15 protein-coding genes and 3 tRNA genes are annotated in these 19184 nt (G+C 60.8%); 8 read left to right on the top strand and 10 right to left on the bottom strand.

What is annotated here, in order from left to right; translation table 11 throughout:
- Positions 1–502 precede the first annotated feature (502 nt).
- The 4 genes from HMPREF2980_RS07280 to HMPREF2980_RS07265 all read left to right on the top strand — a co-directional run bounded on the left by HMPREF2980_RS07280 (position 503) and on the right by HMPREF2980_RS07265 (position 3086).
- Entirely contained in the window at positions 503–2524 is a 2022-nt protein-coding gene (locus HMPREF2980_RS07280) for a DEAD/DEAH box helicase (protein ID WP_070691055.1), read from the top strand.
- Between the two features lie 305 nt (positions 2525–2829).
- Positions 2830–2901, top strand: a tRNA-Thr gene (locus tag HMPREF2980_RS07275).
- Between the two features lie 38 nt (positions 2902–2939).
- Positions 2940–3013 (top strand) — tRNA-Met (locus tag HMPREF2980_RS07270).
- Between the two features lies 1 nt (position 3014).
- Positions 3015–3086, top strand: a tRNA-Thr gene (locus HMPREF2980_RS07265).
- Positions 3087–3269: 183 nt separating this feature from the next.
- On the opposite strand, the gene HMPREF2980_RS07260 is transcribed toward HMPREF2980_RS07265, so the two are convergent.
- Positions 3270–4271: an LLM class flavin-dependent oxidoreductase gene (locus HMPREF2980_RS07260; RefSeq protein WP_005504823.1), complete on the bottom strand. Its 1002-nt coding sequence runs from the start codon at positions 4269–4271 to the stop codon at positions 3270–3272.
- 194 nt (positions 4272–4465) lie between these two features.
- Between HMPREF2980_RS07260 and HMPREF2980_RS07255 the strand changes: the two genes are divergently transcribed.
- The 3 genes from HMPREF2980_RS07255 (at position 4466) to HMPREF2980_RS07245 (ending at position 6732) form a co-directional block, all read left to right on the top strand.
- Positions 4466–4918: a MaoC family dehydratase N-terminal domain-containing protein gene (locus tag HMPREF2980_RS07255; protein ID WP_005504824.1), complete on the top strand. Its 453-nt coding sequence runs from the start codon at positions 4466–4468 to the stop codon at positions 4916–4918.
- The gene (locus HMPREF2980_RS07250; RefSeq protein ID WP_049349185.1) at positions 4918–5379 is read left to right on the top strand and encodes a MaoC family dehydratase; all 462 of its coding nucleotides are present in this window, start codon (positions 4918–4920) and stop codon (positions 5377–5379) included. The genes HMPREF2980_RS07255 and HMPREF2980_RS07250 overlap by 1 nt, the downstream gene beginning before the upstream one ends.
- A 246-nt stretch (positions 5380–5625) precedes the next feature.
- Positions 5626–6732, top strand: a complete 1107-nt coding sequence (locus HMPREF2980_RS07245) for a UDP-N-acetylmuramate dehydrogenase (protein ID WP_049349187.1) — start codon at positions 5626–5628, stop codon at positions 6730–6732.
- 103 nt (positions 6733–6835) lie between these two features.
- Here the strand turns inward: HMPREF2980_RS07245 and HMPREF2980_RS07240 are convergent, their stop codons facing one another.
- Together HMPREF2980_RS07240 and HMPREF2980_RS07235 are read right to left on the bottom strand one after the other, a co-directional pair.
- On the bottom strand, positions 6836–7807 hold the full coding sequence (locus HMPREF2980_RS07240; protein ID WP_070691052.1) for a histidine kinase: 972 nt from the start codon (positions 7805–7807) through the stop codon (positions 6836–6838).
- A 132-nt stretch (positions 7808–7939) separates the two neighbouring features.
- Positions 7940–9367, bottom strand: coding sequence for an MFS transporter (locus HMPREF2980_RS07235; RefSeq protein ID WP_083313519.1), 1428 nt, complete (start codon positions 9365–9367; stop codon positions 7940–7942).
- 308 nt (positions 9368–9675) lie between these two features.
- Between HMPREF2980_RS07235 and HMPREF2980_RS07230 the strand changes: the two genes are divergently transcribed.
- Positions 9676–9972, top strand: a complete 297-nt coding sequence (locus tag HMPREF2980_RS07230; RefSeq protein ID WP_239663377.1) for a PGPGW domain-containing protein — start codon at positions 9676–9678, stop codon at positions 9970–9972.
- Between the two features lie 91 nt (positions 9973–10063).
- On the opposite strand, the gene asd is transcribed toward HMPREF2980_RS07230, so the two are convergent.
- The 7 genes from asd to HMPREF2980_RS07195 form a co-directional block, all read right to left on the bottom strand.
- Positions 10064–11203 carry an aspartate-semialdehyde dehydrogenase gene (asd, locus tag HMPREF2980_RS07225; protein WP_070691050.1) on the bottom strand — a complete coding sequence of 380 codons (1140 nt, stop codon included), beginning with the start codon at positions 11201–11203 and terminating at the stop codon, positions 10064–10066.
- A 211-nt stretch (positions 11204–11414) separates the two neighbouring features.
- On the bottom strand, positions 11415–12065 hold the full coding sequence (locus HMPREF2980_RS07220) for a dihydrofolate reductase (protein WP_070691047.1): 651 nt from the start codon (positions 12063–12065) through the stop codon (positions 11415–11417).
- 22 nt (positions 12066–12087) lie between these two features.
- The gene (locus HMPREF2980_RS07215) at positions 12088–12969 is read right to left on the bottom strand and encodes a thymidylate synthase (RefSeq protein ID WP_049353365.1); all 882 of its coding nucleotides are present in this window, start codon (positions 12967–12969) and stop codon (positions 12088–12090) included.
- A 153-nt stretch (positions 12970–13122) separates the two neighbouring features.
- Positions 13123–14130 carry an NUDIX hydrolase gene (locus HMPREF2980_RS07210; RefSeq protein ID WP_070691045.1) on the bottom strand — a complete coding sequence of 336 codons (1008 nt, stop codon included), beginning with the start codon at positions 14128–14130 and terminating at the stop codon, positions 13123–13125.
- 250 nt (positions 14131–14380) lie between these two features.
- A complete protein-coding gene (locus tag HMPREF2980_RS07205; RefSeq protein ID WP_083313518.1) occupies positions 14381–16654 on the bottom strand; it encodes an RNA degradosome polyphosphate kinase in 2274 nt (757 codons plus the stop codon).
- A 66-nt stretch (positions 16655–16720) separates the two neighbouring features.
- Complete coding sequence (gene mshD, locus HMPREF2980_RS07200; protein ID WP_049347338.1) at positions 16721–17785, bottom strand: mycothiol synthase; 1065 nt, start codon at positions 17783–17785, stop codon at positions 16721–16723.
- A gap of 180 nt (positions 17786–17965) precedes the next feature.
- A complete protein-coding gene (locus tag HMPREF2980_RS07195; protein ID WP_080975586.1) occupies positions 17966–18643 on the bottom strand; it encodes a winged helix-turn-helix transcriptional regulator in 678 nt (225 codons plus the stop codon).
- Positions 18644–19184: the final 541 nt, after the last annotated feature.

Here is a 19184-nt window from a genome sequence, read left to right as displayed (position 1 = left end):
AAGGTCTTGTGCGCACCCGGCACCCAAGGTGGTGCTGGAATTGTAGGTGCGCCGTACTCACCATCACCGATTGATACGCCCCATAAATTTGCGGTTCACACCGTACACGCGGGCTTCTCTTAACGATCTCTGGTCCAGCGTCTTTACTGCGTCTGCTGTAACAGACACACCACCGCCGTAGAGCGGGAAGGCGAACCACCAGGAATACGTGACATTGCATGTGAGCATTACCCACCCTGTACACCCCTGATTCGCAGGGACTACTGTGCGCCAAGCACAGAGTACGAATAGGCGTGCGGATAATGTGCCGAGAAATTCAAGACCACCCCCAGCAAAAGCCGCTACCCGCAGCATCCGCAGAACACCTCTGCAGAATGCGCCGGTAACGGAGGACCCCTGGACGTTCTACTCCCCAGGGGATGATGTGTGGCTGGGCCGTGAAGGGGACACCCGGTAAGCGCCGAAAAGCGTGCGCTTCCACCCCTACCGTATAGAGGAAAAATTGACTGAGAATACTGCTACCCCGGCCGAACTGAACGCCGAGGCAGAGACCGTTGTGACCACTGAGAACATCACCGAGAACACCGTTGAGAGCCCTGCTGTAGAAGCAGAAGAAACCACCGCAGAAGCTACTGCAGAAGCACCCGCCGAAGAAACCGCCGAAAAGGCTGAAGAAGAAGGCGTACGCTTCACCGACCTGGGCCTGGACGCCCGCGTCCTGGCAGCCCTGGAAGAGGTCGGTTACGAGAAGCCGTCCCCCATTCAGGAGCAGACTATCCCCCTGCTGCTTGAAGGCCACGACGTGGTCGGTCTGGCACAGACCGGTACCGGTAAGACCGCAGCATTCGCGCTGCCGGCACTGTCCCGCATGGCTGAACTCGCCGACATCAACGGCGTCTCCCGCGACACCCAGGTCCTGGTCCTGGCACCCACCCGCGAGCTGGCTCTGCAGGTTGCAGAAGCCTTCTCCTCCTACGCGACCCACATGGAGGACTTCACCGTCCTGCCCATCTACGGTGGCTCCCCCTACGGCCCGCAGCTGGCTGGTCTGCGCCGCGGTGCGCAGGTCGTCGTCGGTACCCCCGGCCGCGTGATTGACCACCTGGAAAAGGGCTCCCTGGACCTGTCCAACCTGCAGTACCTGGTACTGGACGAGGCAGACGAAATGCTGCGCATGGGCTTCGCCGAAGACGTGGAAAAGATCCTCGAGGGCACCCCCGACAGCAAGCAGGTTGCGCTCTTCTCCGCAACCATGCCCAACTCGATCCGCAAGATCGCTCAGCAGTACCTGAACGACCCCGTCGAGGTTCGCGTCAAGGCTAAGACCACCACCAGCGCAAATATCTCCCAGCGCTACATGCAGGTCATGCACTCCCACAAGCTGGATGCAATGACCCGCGTGCTCGAGGTCGAAAACTACGACGGCATCATCGTCTTCGTGCGCACCAAGAAGGAAACCGAGGAAGTTGCCGACAAGCTGAAGGCACGCGGTTTCGCGGCAGCAGCGATTAACGGTGACATCCCCCAGCAGCTGCGTGAGCGCACCGTTGACGCCCTGCGTGACGGCCGCATCGACATCCTCGTGGCAACCGACGTGGCGGCACGCGGTCTGGACGTTGAGCGCATCTCCCTGGTCGTCAACTACGACATCCCCCACGACACCGAGTCCTACGTGCACCGCATCGGTCGTACCGGCCGTGCAGGTCGTGAAGGTGCCGCAATCCTCTTCGTCACCCCGCGTGAGAAGTACATGCTGCGCCAGATCGAGAAGGCAACCCGCCAGAAGGTCGAGCCGATGCACATGCCCACTGCAGAGGCAGTGAACGAGACCCGTAAGCAGCGCTTCGCACAGCAGATTACCGAGACCATCGAGTCTGAGGACCTGAGCTTCTTCCGCCAGATTATCGAGGACTACGAGAACGAGCACGACACCACCGCTGAGGACATTGCAGCTGCACTGGCTGTTATCGCCCAGCAGGGTCGCCCCTTCTTCCTCGATGAGAGCGAAGATATCGCCAACAAGTCCCGCCCCTTCTCTGACGAGGATTCGGATCGCGGCGGCCGTAAGGCAAAGCGCGCGCACAACGACGAGGGCATGGTCAACTACAAGCTGAACGTTGGCCGTTCCTCCCGCGTGACCGCAGGCGCTATTGTGGGTGCACTGGCTAACGAGGGTGGCATTAAGGGCTCCCAGATCGGCTCCATCGACATTCGCCAGCACTTCACCATTGTTGGCCTGCCCGAGGACCTGCCCCGCGACTTCTTCGATCGCCTGCGCGACACCAAGATTGCTGGCGAGTTCATCAACATCCGCAAGGACAACGGCCCCAAGGGCGGCGGCGGTGGCCGTGACTTCGGCGGTGACCGCGACTTCAAGCGTGGCGGCCGTGATTTCGGTGGCAAGCGTAATGACCGTGACTTTGGTGGTCGCGACTTCGGTGGCCGTGATAACCGCCGTGATGGCGGCTACCGTGGCAACCGCGATGGTGGCCGTGACTTCGGCGGCCGCGGCAAGCGCTACTAAGATTCCGGCTAAGCATGGATTTGCGGTATGAGAGGCTTGCTGAGGCTATCGGCTAGCAGCCTTGTCATTCGCATATGAGTCAAAGACCGGCAGGGGAGCGATGAGCTCTCCTGCCGGTCTTTATGTATATGGGTGTTGATGTGTTTGCGTCAGCTGTTGCGGTGGTGCCTGATCATTACTGGGGCGCCTGGTCATTGCTGGGCTATCGTGCGGCAGGGCGGAGAACAGGAAAACGTTAAATGTGGTGCATGCCATAGCTTCTCCGCTTGCGAGCATTCTTGAAGACCTGTATAGTTTTACCTGTTGCCCCGATAGCTCAGTGGTAGAGCGCCATCTTGGTAAGATGGAGGTCCCGGGATCGATTCCCGGTCGGGGCTCTCTCATTAATTCATGCGAGAGCACGTATTAATGATGTGGCGGTGTAGCTCAGCTGGTTAGAGCGCACGACTCATAATCGTGAGGTCGACGGATCGAGCCCGTCCACCGCTACGCCCCGATAGCTCAGTGGTAGAGCGCCATCTTGGTAAGATGGAGGTCCCGGGATCGATTCCCGGTCGGGGCTCAGATAAGCCTGTCTCTTCGGAGGCAGGCTTTTTTGTTTGCCATTTTGTCTGCCTATTTTCTTTGCCTGAAGCCCGGTCTGCATGTGCTCAATAGGTACTCAGCCCCGCGGCCCGATGCCGGGCATAGCAAAGCCCCCGAGAAAAATACTCGGGGGCTTCATCTTTATGCTCTGATCGAAGCGTTAGGAGGCGCGGCGCACCACCGGCAGCTGGGACAGCAGCTCGTAGGAGCGCAGACGGTCCTCGTGCTCCCACGCCTCGGTCATGACGATGAGCTCGTCAGCGCCCGTGCGCGCCACCAGGTCCTCAATACGAGCCTGTGCGGTGGCGGGGGAGCCTACGATTGCTTCGGCGGTCATGCGTTCAATGTGCATCTTCTCCGCGTCGGTCCAGACGGCGTCCATATCTTCCACGGGAGGTGCGAAAGACAGATTGCCGCGCACCACGCCCAGGAAATGCTGTTGCTGGGTCGTGTACAGGTAGCGTGCTCGCTCGTCGGTATCGGCGAGCATTGCGGTTGCACCCACCATGACGTAGGGCTGTTCCAGGTGCTCGGAGGGCTTGAAGTTTGCGCGGTAGGTGTCTACCGCCTCCTGCAGCATTGCGGGCGCAAAATGCGAAGCGAACGCGTAGGGCAGACCCAGCTGTGCGGCAAGCTGCGCACCGAACAGGGAAGAACCCAGAATGTACAGGGGCACCTTCGAGCCCTGGCCGGGAATGGCGTGCACGCGGTGCATGGGGGAGGGCTCGCCCAGGAAGCGCTGCAGCTGCTGCACCTCGGCGGGGAAGCTCATGGCGGCAGAATCGTCGCGGCGCAGAGCGGCGGCGGTCATCGGGTCGGTGCCGGGCGCACGGCCCACACCCAGGTCAATACGGCCGGGGTGGAATGCGTTGAGGGTACCGAACTGCTCCGCCACCACGTAGGGTGCGTGGTTGGGGAGCATAATGCCGCCCGAACCCACGCGAATACGCTCGGTTGCGGCAGCGATCTCCGCCATGACCACGACGGTCGCCGAGGACAGCAGGGAGCCGGCATTGTGGTGCTCGGCGACCCAGAAACGCTCGTAGCCGTAGGACTCAGCCGCGCGGGCGGCATCGATGGTGTTGAGCATGGTCTGGTGCTGGCTCTGGTCGGGGCGGTGCGGCATCAGGTCAAGCACCGAAATTTTTACGTTGGAAGACATAACTTTTCCTTCTGAAATAGATTGCGGGTACCCGTCCAGCCTACGCCTGCTTGGGCTGGATGGGTAGGGGCCTTCGCTAGCAGGTAAAAATGCGACGAAATACTGCACGCCTGCACGCCGGTTACCTGTACAGTGGTCTGTCCACTCTGTACGTTTGAGCTGAACACTGTGCACAAGAACGGTAGACTGAAATCATGAGCATTAACCCTGAGATTGTGGGCAGGGTCTACCCGTCCGAGAACACCTACGTTGTCGGTCGCGAAAAGATCCGCGAATTTGCCCGAGCAGTTCACGCAGAAAACCCCCTCCACCACGACGTTGAGGCAGCCCGCGCGGCAGGGTACGCAGATGTGATTGCCCCGCCGACCTTCGCCATTATCCTGGCGCAGGCAGCTGACGCGGCACTCATCAACGACGATTCCGCCGGTATTGATTTCTCCCGCGTGGTGCACGCCGACCAGCGCTTCACCCATCACCGCCCCATTGTTGCCGGTGATGAGCTGCGCACCGAAGTTCACGTGGACTCCGTGCGCGTTATGGGTGCCGGCGCAATGCTGACTACCCGTGAAGAAATCGTTGATGCGCAGGGCGAGCCGGTCACCACCTGCATTTCTTCCCTGCTGGTTCGTGCTGAGGAGGAAAACTAATGGTGCGTTTTGAAGATCTTGAAAAGGGCCAGGACATCGGTTCGCGTACCGTGGAGCTCTCCCGCGCTTCGCTGGTGCGTTACGCTGGCGCATCCGGTGACTTCAATCCGATTCACTGGAACGAGCGTTTTGCTCAGTCGGTGGGCCTGTCCGGCGTGATCGCTCACGGCATGCTGACCATGGGTACCGCCGTGCAGCTCGTGAGCGACTGGGCGGGCGACCCTGGCGCGATCGTGGACTACCAGACTCGATTCACCAAGCCCGTTCCCGTGGCGGATGCACCCGGCGGCGAAAACCCCGACACCCCCACGAACGCCCTGACCATCAGCGGTAAGGTGGGCGCCCTGAACGAGGAGGAGCGCACCGCCCGCATTGACCTGACCGTCACCGCTCGTGATGAGGAAGGCAAGGAGCAGAAGGTTCTGATGAAGAGCCAGGCTGTGGTTCGTCTCTCGGCATAGAGTTTCTGTGCTTGCAGATAGCCGTGTGAAAGCAATTATGTGAAAGCCCTGGCGCTACCCGATGAGGTGGTGCCGGGGCTTTTGTGCGCTCGGCTGTGTGCTCGGCAGCGCGCTCACCGACGCAGGTGGTGGCGCTTCTTTCTGCGGGAGGCGCGCCGGAAAATGAAGGCAAAATCACCATAAGGTTTTCGTGACTTTAACGCGTGGTGGGTGTTGACCCCGCACAACGACCGGTATTCTTAACCTATGACTGAAAAGCTGTTGAGCGAACTGACCACCGCCCAGGTAGGCGGCCCCGCTAAGACCTACGTCCGCGCCACCTCCGAAGCAGAAATTATCGAAGCAGTCTCCGCTGCAGACGCCGCAGGCGAGCCCGTCCTCATCGTGGGCGGCGGTTCCAACCTGCTGGTTTCCGACGAAGGCTTCAACGGAACCGTCGTGCACATCGCCTCCGAAGGCGTAGAGGTTCTGCCCATCCCCGCATGCGGCGGCGCGAACGTGCGCGTGCAGGCGGGCACTATCTGGGACGACTTCGTGAAGCTCAGCATCGAGAACGAATGGGTTGGCCCCGCGGCTCTCTCCGGTATTCCCGGCACTGTGGGTGCAACCCCCGTGCAGAACGTCGGCGCATACGGCGTTGAGGTGGGCGAGTTCATCGCCTCCGTACGCACCTGGGACCGCGAAAAGAACACTCGGAAGACCTTCGCGAGCGCAGACCTGCGCTTCGGCTACCGGGACTCGGTGCTCAAGCGCGCAACCGTCAACGGCTCGCCCCGCTACGTGGTGCTGACCGTTGATTTCCAGTTCACCCTCGGTAGCCTGTCCTCCCCGATTCGTTACGCCGAGCTAGCGAAGAGCCTGGGCGTTGAGCCCGGTCAGCGCGCCGAATCCGCCCTGGTACGCGAAAAGGTGCTGGAGCTGCGCGGTTCCAAGGGCATGGTGCTCAACCCCGAGGACCGTGATACCTTCTCCACCGGTTCCTTCTTCACCAACCCGATCGTTCCGCGCTCGACCCTGGATTCCCTGCCCGAGGGCGCCCCGAACTTCCCGGTGGTCGTGAAGACTTCCCCGTTCACCGCGGGTGTCGAGGACCCCGATCACGTGAAGCTCTCGGCTGCCTGGCTGATTCAGCACGCCGGTTTCGAGAAGGGCTTCGGTCTGGAGGGCGAGTCCCGCGAGATCGCTCAGGGTCGTGCAAGCCTGTCGACCAAGCATACCCTGGCGATTACGAACCGCGGCGGCGCATCCGCTGAGGACATCTTCGCTATCGCCCGCGCTGTGCGCGACGGCGTGCATGAACGTTTTGGCGTGACCCTGGTTCCTGAACCTGTCGTGGTCAACGGCGAAATCTAAACGCTTAACTTCTCGCCTCTCGTAGCGCGAGGACGCATAGAATAAACGCTTCGGGCGGTCTCTTCATTGGAGACCGCCCGAAGCGTTGTATTGACTCGCTGAGCTAGTGGCGAGGTGAGGAGATACGCACCTGGCCCGGCAGGTAGGGCCTGCGCTTGGGCGCTGTGCGCGTTGCCGCAAGGGGAGCGGCAGGCAGATGCTCCATCAGCACCTGAACCGCCAGGGGAAGCTTCTGCGGCGGGCTGGGGGCGTGGAAAATCGGCTTATGGCGCGTGGGCCGGTACGGGTAGTATTCCGCGTCCTCGCTGTGCGACCAGACAAGGTTGCCGAACTCGCCGGGAACGGGGGAAAGCACGTTGGCGTAGTAGGCGCGCGTCTGCAGGTCGGCACGCTCGGAGGTACCGGTAGCGGTGCTGGTAGATACGCCGCTGGGCACACGGTCCTGCTCGATGATGAGGGCGCGGACCATGCCGCCTACGGTGCTGATCGCGTTTACGTGTAGGGCGAGCAGATCCCCGTCCTTGTGGTCGACCTGTACCTGCCCGTCCGCGAGGATTTGGGTGCCCATTGTGATGCTGCTGGCGATTCCTTCGCAGAGGGCGCGGATGAGCGCCATGCGTGCAGGGTAGAGGTCTGCGATATCCCAGCCGATGAGGGCGGGCGCGGCGGAATTGCCCACGTATTCCTCGCAGGATTCGTAGGCTACGACGTCCACGTAGCCGCGGGCGATGGGCTCATGGTCGTAGGGGCGGCCGTCGCGCTGTTCCCAGAAGCTGAGCGCGGTTGCGGTGAAGACAGCCTGGCCGTCGCGTACGGCGACGCTGAGCGTAAAGTCCTGTGGGTAGCCGTTTTTGGTGCGCGGGCGCAGGGTGATTGCGCGGGTGTATTCGTTGAATTCCTCGGGCCAGTCCAGGTAGTAGCTCATTTTTGCCCCGTCGCTACGGTGCACGGTGAGTTCGCCCGGCAGCAGCATGGCTTCGGGCACGCCGCCGGCACGTTCGGTGGCGTAGTGTTCGCTCACGGGCCAGGGGCTGAACTCTGTGCGGTAGGGGCTGGAGAGGAAGGAATCGAGCATAGAACGTATCCTCTCATAGTTTGAGGTTGTGGCGCATGGATAGGGGGCTTAAATGACAAATGAGCTGCCCCTTCTGACTGCTCGGAAAAAGCGTTCAGGAGGGACAGCCCATCATGTAGGCTAGGCGGCTCGTTAGAGGGACTCGCCGCGGCGTTCAGGCAGCAGGAACACGGTGGTTGCCGCTACCAGGAACGCGGTGGAGAAGAGCGTAAAGAGCAGCGGGGTTCCACCGAATGCGACCAGCGGCGGCACAATGAGCGGCGCCGCGATGGAGGCGATACGGCCGATACCGGCGGCGGCACCGGTGCCGGTTCCGCGCAGGTGGGTCGGGAAGATCTCCGGGCTCAGGGCGTAGAGGGCGCCCCACGCGCCGAGGTTGAAGAAGGAGAGCATGCAACCGGCGAGGATAATGAATACCTCGGAGTGCGCCATGCCGTAGCCAGCTGCCGCCAGTGCGGAGCCGAGCAGGAAGGTCGCCAGGGTTGCGCGTCGGCCCCACTTTTCGATGAGGTAGGCGGCGACCGCGTAGCCGGGCAGCTGGGCGAGGGTCATGATGAGGGTGAATGCGAAGGACTTCACGAGGCTGAAGCCCTGGGCGTTCAGCAGCGCCGGAATCCAGATGAACGCGCCGTAGTAGGAGAGGTTGATGCAGAACCAGATGACGCACAGGGCGATGGTCTTGCGGCGCTGACCGGCAGCCCAGATGGAGTGAATCTTCGCGGATTCTGCGTTGTCGGCACTTTCTGCGGCACCGTGTGCGGAAGCGTCTTCGGTCTGCTTCTTACCGGTTCGGGAGAAGAGCGCGGGGGAGGCCTCGAAACGTTCGACCACCTGTCGTGCCTGATCGTGCTTGCCGACCGACTCCAGGAAGCGCACCGACTCGGGGGTTCCCATACGGATTACGAGCGAGTAGATGGCGGGGATCAGACCGATGGCAAGCGCCCAACGCCAGCCATTAGCCTGCGGAACGACGAAGGTACCGATGAGCGCGGCGAGGATCCAGCCCAGAGCCCAGAAAGCCTCCAGGGCGACCACGACGCGCCCGCGAATAGCACGCGGCGAGAACTCAGAAATCAGGGTGGACGCCACGGGAAGTTCCGCGCCCAGACCCAGACCAACCAGGAAACGGAAGACGAGCAGCACACCCAGGGAGGTTGCCAGGGCGGATGCGCCGGTCGCCAGACCGTAAATCAGCAGGGTGAGGGCGAAGATGTAGCGGCGGCCGAGCTTATCGGCGAGTAGGCCGCCGAAGGTTGCACCGAGCGCCATGCCGGCGAATCCGATGGATCCGAGCCAGGAGGCTTCGGTGGGGCTGAGCTGCCATTCCTTGATGAGTGCCGCCATGACGAAGGAGATGAGGCCAACGTCCATGGCGTCCAGCGCCCAGCCGAGACCCGAGATGCCCAGGAGCTTGCCGTGGGCGCGGGTGAAGGGCAGGTTTTCGAGGCGTTCGTTGAGGGTCGGTGCGGCGTTGCGTTCAGTAGCGGGTGCAGAGGTACCAGCGGGTGCAACAGCGTTGATGCGGGGTGAGTCCGTTGATGCGGGACGTGAGGAGGACACGGTAGTGGGTCGCTTCCTTAGTGTTTAGGCGTAGTGCCGGGCGAATTGTTCCTTTACAGTGTATAAAGGTACTTTCGACTTGAACACCCCTAACATGAAAAAACTTTGAAGATGACAAAAAATCTTATATATGACGAAATCTTTCACAGCCGCCATCCAGCAGTAAATGCTATTCTCTAACCACCGCCGCCCGGTGAAAGCCACCTACGGCACGTTTGGAAGGACCACCCCTGAAAACTATTGAAGATGAAGTCAAAGAAAGCGAGACCAGCCGCTTTCACCGCTGGCTCGAAGCCCGCAAGGAACGTATGCACGCGCATCCGGTCATGCGTCATCTCTACAAGCCCCTCGTCATCGGCGTGGGCGCCTTCTGCTTTATCGCCGGACTGATTATGCTCGTCACCCCCGGCCCCGGCTGGCTGTTCATCTTCATCGGCCTGGGCATTTGGGGTACCGAATTCACCTGGGCACGCCGCGCCAATGTCTTCATGAAGCACGTGGTGCTCACCGCCTGGTACCGCTACCGCGCCTGGCGACAGCAGCGCAAGGAACGCAAAGCCGCACGCAAGGCAGAACGCAAAGCCGTCGCCGCAAACCAGCGCTAAACCAGCTCACGCTATACGCAGACGCAAAAAGCCCTCGCTCCCATCCGAAAAGATTGGTAGCGAGGGCTTTCTTATAGCGTGTCAGTGAGCTTTAGAGCTTGCCAACAGCAATCTGCAGCATGCGGCGAATCGGCTCAGCAGCACCCCAGAGCAGCTGGTCACCCACAGTGAACGCGCTAATGTACTCGGGGCCCATCGCAAGCTTACGCACGCGACCAACCGGAATTTCCAGAGAACCGGAAGCAGCCACGGGGGTCAGCTGCTCCATGGACTCCTCACGCTGGTTCGGCACGAAGCGAACCCAGGGGTTGTCCTCAGCGATGATGCGCTCGATCTCTTCGATCGGCAGGTCCTTCTTGAGCTTGATGGTCAGCGCCTGAGAGTGCGAGCGCATCGCAGCGATGCGGACGCACAGACCGTCCATGGTGATCTTGTCATCTTCGGAGCGGCCCAGAATCTTGTTGGTCTCAACCTCAGCCTTCCACTCTTCGCGGGACTGACCGTTACCCAAATCCGAGTCGATCCAGGGAATCAGGGAGCCGGCGAGCGGCACACCGAACTGGGAAGAATCCAGCTCACCGGAGCGCTGCTTAGCAAGGATCTTGCGGTCGATGTCCAGAATTGCGGATGCGGGGTCGTTCAGCTCCTCGGAGACCTCGTTGCCCAGGTCGCGGAACTGTGCAAGCACCTCGCGCATGTGGCGGGCACCGCCGCCGGAAGCAGCCTGGTAGGTCATGGAGGTAGCCCACTCGACCAGGTCGTTCTTGAAGAGGCCGCCCAGGCCCATCAGCAGGCAGGAGACGGTGCAGTTACCGCCGACGAAGTCCTTCACGCCGGATGCCAGGCCGCGGTCGATGACGTCGCGGTTAATGGGGTCCAGCACGATGATGGAGTCATCGTTCATGCGCAGGGTGGAAGCGGCATCAATCCACAGGCCGTCCCAGCCGGCTGCACGAAGCTTCGGGTGCACAGCCTCGGTGTAGCCACCGCCCTGAGCGGTCACAATAATCGAGTGCTTACGCAACTCATCAATGTCGTATGCGTCCTTCAGCTCGGACGGCTCAATTACGCCGTCGAAGGTGGGCGCAGCGCCACCAACATTAGAGGTGGTGAAGAAGACGGGGGTAATGCCCTCGAAGTCGCCTTCCTCAACCATGCGCTTCATGAGGACGGAGCCCACCATGCCGCGCCAGCCAACAAAACCTACAGAGTCACCGGGAATAAAGTTCATGGTTCCAAGTGTACTCTCAGGCTGGCGGGTGCGGACTAACACCGTACAAAAAATCTGATATTCGGAACGGGATACCGTGTGAAGAGGCGGGGCTTATTACCGGGGCACCGGGAGTCGCATTAAACACTCAAGCCCGCGGCACTCCGGGAGGGGAGTAGCCGCAGGCTTGAAATGCATGTCTATATCAGCGAGTGAATGAGGGAAGCTTGAACTAGATACGTTCGAGCCGCTGGAACGAGAAGTACATGGGGTTCTTCGTGCCCGACTCATCGAGCAGGTAACCCTTCTCGCTATTCTCCCAGGCGCTCTCGGAGGTGACCCGCCAGCACCCGTTCGGGGAGCTGACCTCGCAGTTACCCGCAGAATTTGCAAGCTGCAGTTCGGGCGCTCGCGTATCGCCGGTAATCTCGTTACCTTCCTGGCAGTAGAAGAGGGTCCGCTCCACCGTCTTCACCCGGCCGAAGACGGGCAGGTCGGTGCGGGAGAGTGCCTCCGCGTAGACGGAGCCGCCACCAATAATCCAAGCATCAACCGCGGCGGTATCTGCCGGGGTAGCTTCGACCGGCGCGCCTGCAACGTCACGAGCCGCGTACAGCGCCGCATCCAGCGAGGGAACCCACAGCGCACCGTCGCGTTCTTCCGCCTCGGTGACCGAACGGCTAATCACAATATTCGTACGGCCCGGCAGGGGACGAAAACGCGGCGGGAACGACTCCCAGGTGCGGCGACCCATAATCACCGGAGCACCCAGCGTCACCTTCTTGAAGTGCGCCAAATCCTCCGGAGCGTACCAGGGCATATCCCCGTCACGGCCGATAATACCGGCATCAGTTTGTGCCCAAATAGCGCCCAAACGATACATCATGCCTCCTCGTTACCTGCAGTTAGACCGCAATCGGGGCGGCAATACCGGGGTGGTGCTTGTAATCCACCAGCTCAAAGTCTTCATACTCGTAATCGAAAATAGAAGGCTTCTTCGTCTTAATAACCAACTTCGGGTACGGGTACGGTTCGCGCGGCGGGTAGGGGTTACCCTCCGGGTCGGTGCCGTAGCCCAGCTGCTTCTTCACCTGCTCCAGGTGGTTCGAGTAGATGTGGCAGTCGCCGCCGGTCCACACGAACTCGCCCGGCTCCATACCGACCTCCTGCGCAATCAGGTAGGTCAGCAGAGCGTACGAGGCGATGTTGAAGGGCACGCCCAGGAACATGTCCGCGCTACGCTGGTACAGCTGGCAGGACAGCTCCTTCACACCGTCCGCGCGTTCGTGCACGTAGAACTGGAAGAGTGCGTGGCAGGGCGGAAGCGCCATGTTGTCCACCTCGGCAGGGTTCCATGCCGAAACAATATGGCGGCGAGAGCTCGGGTTATTCTTCAACGAATCGATAACCTTAGCAATCTGGTCAATCGTGCCACCGTCGGGGGTCGGCCATGAACGCCACTGCACGCCGTAGACCGGGCCCAAATCGCCGTTCTCATCAGCCCACTCATCCCAAATGGTCACGCCGCGCTCCTGCAACCAGCGCACATTCGAGGAACCGCGCAAGAACCACAGCAGCTCAATGGCAACAGACTTGAAGTGCACACGCTTGGTGGTAATCAGCGGGAACGACTCACGCAGGTCAAAACGCATCTGACGGCCAAAAACACCGAAGGTACCGGTGCCGGTACGGTCGGAACGCTGCGCATCCGCCGCGATGGCGTCCTTGTTCTCCTCGAGGATTTCGCGCAGAAGATCTTCATAGGGAGTGGGGATTGCGTGAGTCATAAGAAAAACCTTGAATCCTGTCAGTAGACGTGAGAGACGGCCACAAATCAACCGCCCCTCTATTGTAAAACCCTCGAACGGGCGCAGGTAGAGCAAACGCGCTGAGCATAAAGCCCAGCGCGCTCGCCGTTAGAAGATAAAAGTCTATGGGTGTTAGTCCAGAGCAGCGCGTACACGCTCTACCGAGACAATACGCGGGTTATCGCCCTCAGTCACCTGCAGAACCAGGGCATCGCCAGGCTCCAGGTACGGGTCCTTAGTCGGAAGGACCTCCGCGGAGCCCTCCAACAGGTACTCGCGCAGAACATCCATCACCTGGGGCAGTACCGGGCGGTGAGTGCACAGCAGCGAGGAAGAATCCTTATCGAACAGTGACGCCACGGTGCGGGCAACACGCGCCGGGTGACGCTGAGCGCCAGCCTCAGACAGGGACTTCTTCTCCTTCACCGACACACCATAATCCACCGAGTACGGGGTCACGGTCTGAACGCAACGCAACCACGGGGAAGAAATAATACGGCTCGGAGCCCACGCCGCAAAGAGGCGGCTAGAAGCCAACGCCTGACGCTTGCCGGTCGCCGCGAGCGGGCGGTCATCCTCAGCGGCAGCCCAGTTCGAACGCGGCTTAGCCTTCGCGTGGCGGGCAATGAGAATCGGGCGGGTACGCAGCGCATCCGCCTCAGCCAGAGCCTCCAGGGACTCCAGGGGTGCCAGGTCGTCCTCGTTGGTCAGCAGGGCGCGAGCAACCTCGGTGGATACCCAACGCAGCTCATCCACTTCACCCTCATCCGCCAGGGCACGGGCGCCCTCGGGCAGTTCAGCAGCCCAGTAGAAAACATCCTTCGGACGGCCACCCACCGGGTAGGAAGTCACCGCCAGGGGCACACCCAGAACAACCTGCAGACCGACCTCTTCGCGAATCTCACGAATAGCGGTCTCAGCCAGGGACTCGCCCGGATCCTGCTTGCCCTTAGGCCAGGACCAGTCGTCATAGCGGGGGCGGTGAATGATCAGGACCTCAAGCGCACCGTCGTGCATACGCCAAATCAGTGCGCCAGAAGCAACAATATCCGCAGTGTTTGAGGGGGCACGGTCAATGCTGTTGACCGCGTCAAAACGTCGTGCCGAGTAGTAGATGGAGGGGGAATCCAGCGGTGCCATATCTCTCTCTGAACCTCTTCGCTAGGCTTGTGCACAATGCCAGAGGGCACCATGCTCCGCGTCTAATTGTAGGGGAGAGAAGCGTCAAGTTGTAATCTCAACGTAACCTGTTGTTCACTTTTGCGCTAAGTGCACTAGTCCACCGCACGTTTTTGCACGACACGCGGAAAACCCCGCCTGCCCCACGCCATAAAGCGCGAGAACAGACGGGGTTCACCCCAGAAATCACCGGTAGGTCAGCGGTACTTCCTTAGACCTTATCCACCACGTTCTTACGGGAACGCGAGCTCAGGTAGTACGACTGCACATCCTGCAGCGGGTTGCCCTGATCGTCGGTGTCGTGGCGGGTCCAGTTACCCTCAGAATCCAGGTGCCAAGTACGCGAAGAATCACTCATGTAGATGGTGAACATATCACGCAGATACTTCACGTGGCGCGGATCCTTCACCGGTACCAGAGCCTCAATACGGCGGTCAAGGTTACGGTGCATCATGTCGGCAGAGCCAATGTAGACAATCGGATCGCCACCGTTCTCAAACGCAAACACACGCGAGTGCTCCAAGAAGCGGCCCAGCACCGAACGGACGCGAATATTCTCGCTTAGACCCTTAACGCCCGGGCGCAGAGCGCAAATACCGCGAACCACCACATCCACCGGCACACCAGCCTGCGAAGCACGGTACAGCGAATCGATGATGGCCTCATCCACCATGGAGTTGCACTTGAACTGAATCTTCGCCGGACGGCCAGCCTTGTGGTTCTCAATCTCCTGGTCGATGCACTCAATCAGGCCGCTACGCAGAGTACGCGGCGCCACCAGCAGCGACTGGTAGTTAGTCTTCGGCGCGTAACCGGACAGCTGGTTGAACAGGCGGGAGACATCCTCACAAATCTGCTCATCGCAGGTAATCAGACCCAAGTCCTCGTAGAAACGAGCCGTGGACGGGTGGTAGTTACCGGTACCAATATGTGCGTAACGACGCAGGTGGTTACCCTCACGGCGCACCACCAACGACAGCTTGCAGTGAGTCTTCAAACCCACGATGCCGTACACCACGTGCACGCCCGCGCGCTCCAGCTTACGAGCCCACGAGATGTTGGCTTCCTCATCAAAGCGAGCCTTAATCTCGACCAGCGCCACAACCTGCTTGCCCGCCTCAGCCGCCTCAATCAGCGCATCCACGATGGGGGAGTCGCCACTGGTGCGGTACAGGGTCTGCTTAATCGCCTGAACGCGCGGGTCGGCGGCAGCCTGAGCCAGGAACGCCTGCACACTGGTTGCGAAGGAGTCGTACGGGTGGTGCAGCAGCACGTCGTGGTCGCGGGCGGCAGCGAACACATCCGCAGCCTTCGCGGTCTCGGTGGCGTTGAGCCAACGGGAAGTGTGCGCAATGTGCTTGGGGTAGTGCAGCGCCGGACGGTTCGCACGAACAATCGCACTCATACCGCGCAGATCCAGCGGAGCCGGCAGGCGGTACACCTCAGACTCATCAATGTTCAGCTCAGAAATCAGCAGATCCAGGATGGTCGGGTTGATGGTGTCCTCAACCTCCAGACGGACCGGAGGACCGAAACGACGGCGCAGAAGCTCCTTCTCCAGAGCCTTCAGCAGGTTCTCTGCATCGTCCTCTTCCACCTCAAGATCCTCGTTACGGGTCACGCGGAAGACGTGGTGCTCCACAACCTCCATGCCCGGGAAGAGAGTGTCCAGGTGCTCAGCAATGATGTCTTCCAGAGCAATGTAGCGGCTCTCGCGGCCCGCAGTATTAGCGGCGCGCGAGCCATCCACAGAGACCATACGGTCCAGCTGATCGGGCACCTTCACGCGAGCGAACAGCTCCTTGCCGGTCTGCGGGTTACGCACCAGCACCGCAAGGTTCAGCGACAGACCCGAAATATACGGGAAGGGGTGCGCCGGGTCAACAGCCAGAGGAGTCAGAATCGGGAAAATATCGCGCATGAACTCCTCGCGCAGACGCTGCTTAGCGTCCGCATCCAGGTCGTTCCAACCCACAATGCGGATGTTCTGCTCCTCCAGAGCCGGAAGAACCTGGTTTTGGAACACATCAGCGTGGCGAGTCTGCAACTGGTGAGCGCGCTCAGCAATCTCTTCCATCTGCTCTTCGGGGCTCAGACCTGCTGCCGAAGGCACCGCCAGACCGGTCGCAATGCGGCGCTTCAGACCCGCCACACGCACCATGAAGAACTCATCCAGGTTAGACGCCACAATCGACAGGAAGTTCAGACGCTCCAGCAGGAACAGGTTCGGGTCCTCCGCCAGCTCCAGCACGCGGGTGTTGAAGTCCAGCCAGCTGCTCTCACGGTCGAAGAAACGCTCCGGGCCGAACTCCTCTTCCAGACTGAAGTAGGAGCGCTTCTCGCCCTTCTCAATGCGGTCGCCGCGAGACTCGGCACGCTCAATCTTCGAAATATCGTGGCCGATATGAATGACACCGGTCATGGGTGCCGGCTCAGACGGCTTAGGCTTAGGCGCCTTATTCAGGCCATTGGGGGCGGGTACCATACTGTACTTGCCTTTCTGATCGGGGATAAGTCGTGAAGAAGCACGCCAGAGACGGCGCACCAAAAGCTAGGCGGCAGGCTCATCCTGCTGGGCGGGGGCGTACATGCGGTCAACCGTCGCCACGCCGAAACCCAACGAAGTGTAGAGGGAATATGCGGTGGTGTTATCGGCGTCCACGTACAGGTCGATGGCGCGCAGCGGCTCGCCGTTCTCGTCCTCAGCGCATGCCAGGTATGCCAGCGCGCGCAGGGTGAGGGTTCGGCCCAGGCCGCCTCCCTGCGCCTGAGGGTTCACGCCCACCACGTAAATCTCACCGGAGGGGGACAGCTCGCCCTGCTCCTGACCGGTTGGAATCTTCGTCCAGGTGAATGCCGCGATGGCGGAGTCGTCATCCACCTCGGAGGCGATGAAGAAACCCTCGGGGCGGAACCAGGGGGAGCCGGTGCGCTCGCGCAAATCGGCAAGGGTGAGCTTGCCCTGCTCCGGGTGGTGCGCAAAAGCGGCGGCGTTCACGCGTAGCCAAGGGAACTCGTCCGCGCCGGTGAAGGTGCGCATCCGCAGGTTCTCCGGCAGAGTGCGCGCATCGGAGCGTTCCACGAGCTCTTCGCGGGTCTGCGCGTCCAGGGGCAGAACCATCTTGTACAGCACACGCACCGGCTCGAAACCGTGCAGGGTCGCGAACGCGTGGGCGGGGCTTTCGATGCCGGTGTCGGTGGCGCTACCGTGAACCCAGAGGCGGTAGCGGGTTGCGTCATCGCCCAGCTGGCGGACGGCGTGGTCGAAGAATGCGCTACCTGCGCCTCGTCCGCGGTATTCGGGGGCGACGGCTGCCTCAATCACGCCGGTGTCTTCGTCGTTGGCGGGGGTGAGCGCCACAAAGACGGCAGCGAGGGTGCCGTTATCCTCGGCGACAAAGAAACGCGGAGGGATCAGGGTGCTTTCGTGGAGTGCCTTACTCAGTTCAATGCGGGTCTGCTCAGAGAATGCCGAGACGCCGTCGTGGCGGGCAACCTTCTGTGCGAAGGAATCGAAGCGTTCCAGCAGCTCTTCGGTGAGCTGCGGTTCTGCGTAGACCGGGGTGCTTGCTGCGGGCAGGGTGGAGGTTTCGGGTGTCTGACTGTGTACCATCATCGCCTTCTTTCGTAGCCTTCTGATTCAACTCTACCGGGGATAGTTGCTCTTTGGAGAGTTTGTTCTCCGTCCTGGGCGAATATGACAAGAACCGGAACATTTACGCATTCTGGTACTTGGCGCAGCACCGGGGCAACTCGCAGAGCGGGTACACCAAAACAGGGGTTGGAGCCCCAAAATTTAGCGGGTGCTGTTGAAGGAATAGCCCACGTTACGCACGGTCGAAATCATCTGCTCGTACTCGGTACCGAGCTTGGAACGCAGACGGCGCACGTGCACGTCCACGGTTCGGGTGCCGCCGTAGTAGGAATCGTAACCCCACACTTCGGAGAGCAACTGGGCGCGGGAGAAGACCCGTCCGGGGTGCTGAGCCATGAATTTGAGCAACTCAAACTCTTTGAAGGTCAGGTTCAGCGCGGTACCGGAAAGATGCGCCGAATATGCTTGCGTGTCAATCACGAGGTTGCCTGCGCGCACCACTCGTTCCTGCTGGTTTTCTTCTTCGGTGGTTGCTTCCCTTTTGATGGCGAGGCGCAGGCGCGCATCCAGCTCGGAAGGGGAGGCCTGGTCAGAGACAATATCGTCCACCTGCCAGGAGGCGGCAACAGCCGCCATGCCGCCTTCATTCAGGAGCGCGATGAGCGGCAACTGCACACCTGCGGCGCGCAGTAGCTGGGCGCAGTGGCGTGCTTTAACGAGGGCGGTGCGGGCATCGACCATGAGCAGGTCGAATGTCTCGGTTTCGAGAGCTGTATGGGCGGTGTCGAGGGGGAAAACGTGTACCTTGTGGCTGAGTAGACTCAGCGAGGGAATCATATCCTGCGCGGCGGTATCGCTCAGAAGCGCAATACGGTACACACCCTCTCCTTTCCCGGTAAAATATTAGGCTCTTTCTAGTGTACTCGCCCGCCTATGGTGCAGCTGTGGAGGCGGTAAAGAGCAGATGCAGATATCGTATACCGGACTGTTTACTTGCCCGTCTGCGCAGGTCGCTGCCGATAGCTCTGTCCAGGATGTTTTTAGCACCGATTCTGCGCCCTTTCGGGGTGGGTCTGTGGTAGGTTTAAGGCATGGAAAACAATCTTATGGCTCTTGAAGCTCTCTTCATGTCGCTGATGGCTATTATCTCCGTGTGCATCGGTATCGGTGCATTCGCAGTGTTGCGTGGCCTCTTCAGCGGTCAGAAGTAGTCTTCCCCGCACAGAGCAGAAGCATCGCCCACACAGGGCTTTAGGCGGTCGTACGGTTCGTACCGCCTCGCCAATGGCGGCGTGAACCCCCACCCGGTCCCCTCCGGTTGGGGGTTTTCTTTATGTTGCCCGCCGTACCGTTTACTCTGCAGACGGCGGTGCTACCCCGTGCCGTGAGCGAACGAACAGGCTACTGTTGTACGCAGGAT

The sequence above is a fragment of the Rothia sp. HMSC076D04 genome, from assembly GCF_001814645.1.
GTDB classification, from domain to species: domain Bacteria; phylum Actinomycetota; class Actinomycetes; order Actinomycetales; family Micrococcaceae; genus Rothia; species Rothia mucilaginosa.
The sequence above is the reverse complement of the archived record's forward strand: the minus strand, read 5'-3'. Positions and strand labels throughout refer to the sequence as shown.

Bases quoted from the DNA above. Each gene is read 5' to 3' on its own strand.
- HMPREF2980_RS07260 (WP_005504823.1), bottom strand. From the start codon at position 4,271: ATGTCTTCCAACGTAAAAATTTCGGTGCTTGACCTGATGCCGCACCGC.
- HMPREF2980_RS07255 (WP_005504824.1), top strand. From the start codon at position 4,466: ATGAGCATTAACCCTGAGATTGTGGGCAGGGTCTACCCGTCCGAGAAC.
- HMPREF2980_RS07250 (WP_049349185.1), top strand. From the start codon at position 4,918: ATGGTGCGTTTTGAAGATCTTGAAAAGGGCCAGGACATCGGTTCGCGT.
- HMPREF2980_RS07245 (WP_049349187.1), top strand. From the start codon at position 5,626: ATGACTGAAAAGCTGTTGAGCGAACTGACCACCGCCCAGGTAGGCGGC.
- HMPREF2980_RS07240 (WP_070691052.1), bottom strand. From the start codon at position 7,807: ATGCTCGATTCCTTCCTCTCCAGCCCCTACCGCACAGAGTTCAGCCCC.
- HMPREF2980_RS07230 (WP_239663377.1), top strand. From the start codon at position 9,676: ATGCACGCGCATCCGGTCATGCGTCATCTCTACAAGCCCCTCGTCATC.
- asd (WP_070691050.1), bottom strand. From the start codon at position 11,203: ATGAACTTTATTCCCGGTGACTCTGTAGGTTTTGTTGGCTGGCGCGGC.
- HMPREF2980_RS07220 (WP_070691047.1), bottom strand. From the start codon at position 12,065: ATGTATCGTTTGGGCGCTATTTGGGCACAAACTGATGCCGGTATTATC.
- HMPREF2980_RS07215 (WP_049353365.1), bottom strand. From the start codon at position 12,969: ATGACTCACGCAATCCCCACTCCCTATGAAGATCTTCTGCGCGAAATC.
- HMPREF2980_RS07210 (WP_070691045.1), bottom strand. From the start codon at position 14,130: ATGGCACCGCTGGATTCCCCCTCCATCTACTACTCGGCACGACGTTTT.
- HMPREF2980_RS07205 (WP_083313518.1), bottom strand. From the start codon at position 16,654: ATGGTACCCGCCCCCAATGGCCTGAATAAGGCGCCTAAGCCTAAGCCG.
- mshD (WP_049347338.1), bottom strand. From the start codon at position 17,785: ATGATGGTACACAGTCAGACACCCGAAACCTCCACCCTGCCCGCAGCA.